This is a genomic window from Sulfurovum sp. (assembly GCF_049668085.1).
GTDB lineage: Bacteria > Campylobacterota > Campylobacteria > Campylobacterales > Sulfurovaceae > Sulfurovum.
Genome location: NZ_JBATIY010000159.1, coordinates 1 through 2567, shown reverse-complemented (window position 1 = coordinate 2567; position 2567 = coordinate 1). Strand labels below are relative to the sequence as shown.

At 35.8% G+C, this 2567-nt stretch carries 3 protein-coding genes; 2 read left to right on the top strand and 1 reads right to left on the bottom strand.

All coding sequences use genetic code 11. The features are described 5' to 3' along the window. A partial coding sequence (locus WBM70_RS09810; protein ID WP_424558332.1) for an efflux RND transporter permease subunit occupies positions 1–206 on the top strand: 206 nt, incomplete at its 5' end. Here WBM70_RS09810 and WBM70_RS09805 read toward each other — a convergent pair. After that, the gene (locus WBM70_RS09805) at positions 203–1030 is read right to left on the bottom strand and encodes a hypothetical protein (RefSeq protein ID WP_424558331.1); all 828 of its coding nucleotides are present in this window, start codon (positions 1028–1030) and stop codon (positions 203–205) included. The two genes, WBM70_RS09810 and WBM70_RS09805, sit on opposite strands and share 4 nt — an antisense overlap. Positions 1031–1200: 170 nt before the next feature. Between WBM70_RS09805 and WBM70_RS09800 the strand changes: the two genes are divergently transcribed. Beyond that, the coding region (locus WBM70_RS09800; RefSeq protein ID WP_424558330.1) for a TonB-dependent receptor plug domain-containing protein at positions 1201–2567 on the top strand (1367 nt) is incomplete at its 3' end.

Here is a 2567-nt window from a genome sequence, read left to right as displayed (position 1 = left end):
GGGCCATACAGAGGCTTCGTCCTATTTTATTGACATCTGTTACAACGATATTGGGATTATTTACATTGATGTTCTTTGCGTCAGGACAAGCACTTATTCTTCAGCCAATGGCTATTTCACTAGGGTTTGGTATTGCTTGGGCGACTGTGCTAAATCTCTACTACGTTCCTTTGATGTATGCAGTGATATATAGAGTAAAGCGTTAAACTGCTTTAGTCAGTTCGTTCATGCCTAGTAAATCTTCCATACTGACTTCATCACCAAATTTTTTGAATAGTTGAGAAATTCGATCAAGTTGAATGTCTGAACGTTCCAAATAAGGATTGTTATCTATGAATTGCCAAAAGGATTCTGGATTCTTACAGAGTTCTTTAAGGTAGTACCTGGTGAGTTGTCCCATAGTATCCTCTGTTTTTTTACCTGCAATTAAATAATTTTCTTTTTTAATAACAAATGGAAATCTTACTCCATAATAATCTACTGCATCACCTATGGGTTCAAATGCAACACTTTGTCTTTTTAAAATACGATGTAATGAATGTTCCATGATGGCAAAAATTCTAGAGTAATGATAAAGAAAAAAGTTGATTCTTGTTGCACTCATAAGAGCCATTGACAGAAGCGTTCTTAATTGGGTCATAGAAAAATCTTCATGTTCTGGAAGCGTTTTTATGAGAGCCAAACGAGAGATCTCACAAATAGGTAGATCTTTGGTTAAATGATCAATGCCTTCAACTTTACCATCTCTTTGCATAGGCATTATCTGAACCGGTGTATGTTCATTAATAAAAATAACTCTTACTGATCCGACATATGTTTTTGTTATTTTATGCTGTAGAAGATAAATAAATGACTGTCTGTCATCTTTATTTATGAGAAAATTACGCGCGTCCAACTCTTCATAAGACATTTCCAGTCTTGCAACAAAGACTTCTGCTCTTATATCTTTTACTGCTTGTATATGTTCTGCTGTTGTGGCAAGGACAATAGAATATTCTTCCGTCAAGAGGTGAAAAGCTTTTGTAAGCACTAAATATCCTTAATTATCACGATATATAAAGTATAGGATTTTTTTCGTTATATGTTGCTAAAAAGTCTTTTGGCATTTTTTTACATTAGTTTGGTATATTTAATCTAATTGGAGATGCTTATAAAAAACTTGGATATAATTAAAAATAATTTGTAGGCAATGGATAAAAGATGAGTAATTTTTTTGGACAAGGTGTGATACAGAAGGGTTTGCTTTTTTTATGGTTACTCTCTTCAAATATGGTTTATGCAGAGAATATAGATAGTATTTTACAAGAGTACAATAAGAAAAATGATTTAAGCCAAAAAACGATTGATGAAAACAAAGGGCATTTGATACTTTTCACCAGAGAAAAACTGGAAAAGATGCATGCCAAAACACTTAAAGATGTGTTTAAAACCACACCTATGATTTACTATCATGAAAATAGATATGCATTACCAGATCCTTTAACATCAGGAGCATTTGAAGCCTACAGAAGTAATTTTGTCCGTCTTTATGTTGATGGTGTAGAGATCACCCAAGGCTGGATGGGTAGTGGATTGATGCTTTATGGGGATGTGAACATTGATTTTGTTGACCATATAGAGTTTTACTATATGACGCCCTCTTTTGAAACGGCAACCGAACCTGCATATCTTACCATTTTTCTCTATTCTAAGGATCCAAATCGAGACCCTGGCGGGAAGTTGGATCTTTCAGTAGGAAGCAGGGGTTACAATTCCCAAAGTATTAGTTATGGCGGACAAAAAGATGATTATTCGTATATGATAAACTTCTCTCATACAGATGATAATCGAGAAACTGTGCCCAATGGAACGTCCACTCCTTTAAGTAGAGATTTTGAACGAACACAACTTTTTTCTTATATAAAAACGGAAGATCAAATTTTTCACTTACAAGTAATGAAGAAGAATACTGATAGTCTTGCGGGTATGAGCTGGGATGCTACCCCTTTAGAGTCCGAAATTGATTATTTGAATGTGCACATGGATTACGGTATTGACTTAAGTGAGCATTGGCGTGCACAGTTTGTTTATGAGTGGCTCAAGACCGATATGGCACAGGCAGATGAGTTTCCTTTGGCTTGGGCTGATGCTTTGGGTTCAAACACTTTTTACGGGAAATACAAGAACAGCACTTATACAGCAGAACTGACATATAAGGAAACGATAGAAGATCATCACCTTACAGCCGGAATAAAGGGCAGGCTCAAAAAGCTTGACTCTTTTGAAAATAATGGGCAAGACGCATTAACCACTCCCTTCACTGAAGAGAGAGTAGGTACGCTCTTTTTTCAAGACCAATACAGACTAACTCCTCAAGAGTTGTTGACGTTTGGTATATCTTATAACCATATAGGACGCGATGGAGGCATAGAGGATGATTCACTCTTGCAGCTTCGTTTAGGTTATCTTTATAGCAGTGAGAATTGGAGCTATAAAGCATATCTCTTTCGTAACCAGTTTGCCTTGGAGCCTTTGGTACGCTATTTAGATCTTTCAACCTATCAAAATATAGACGTGCAAACAACGAT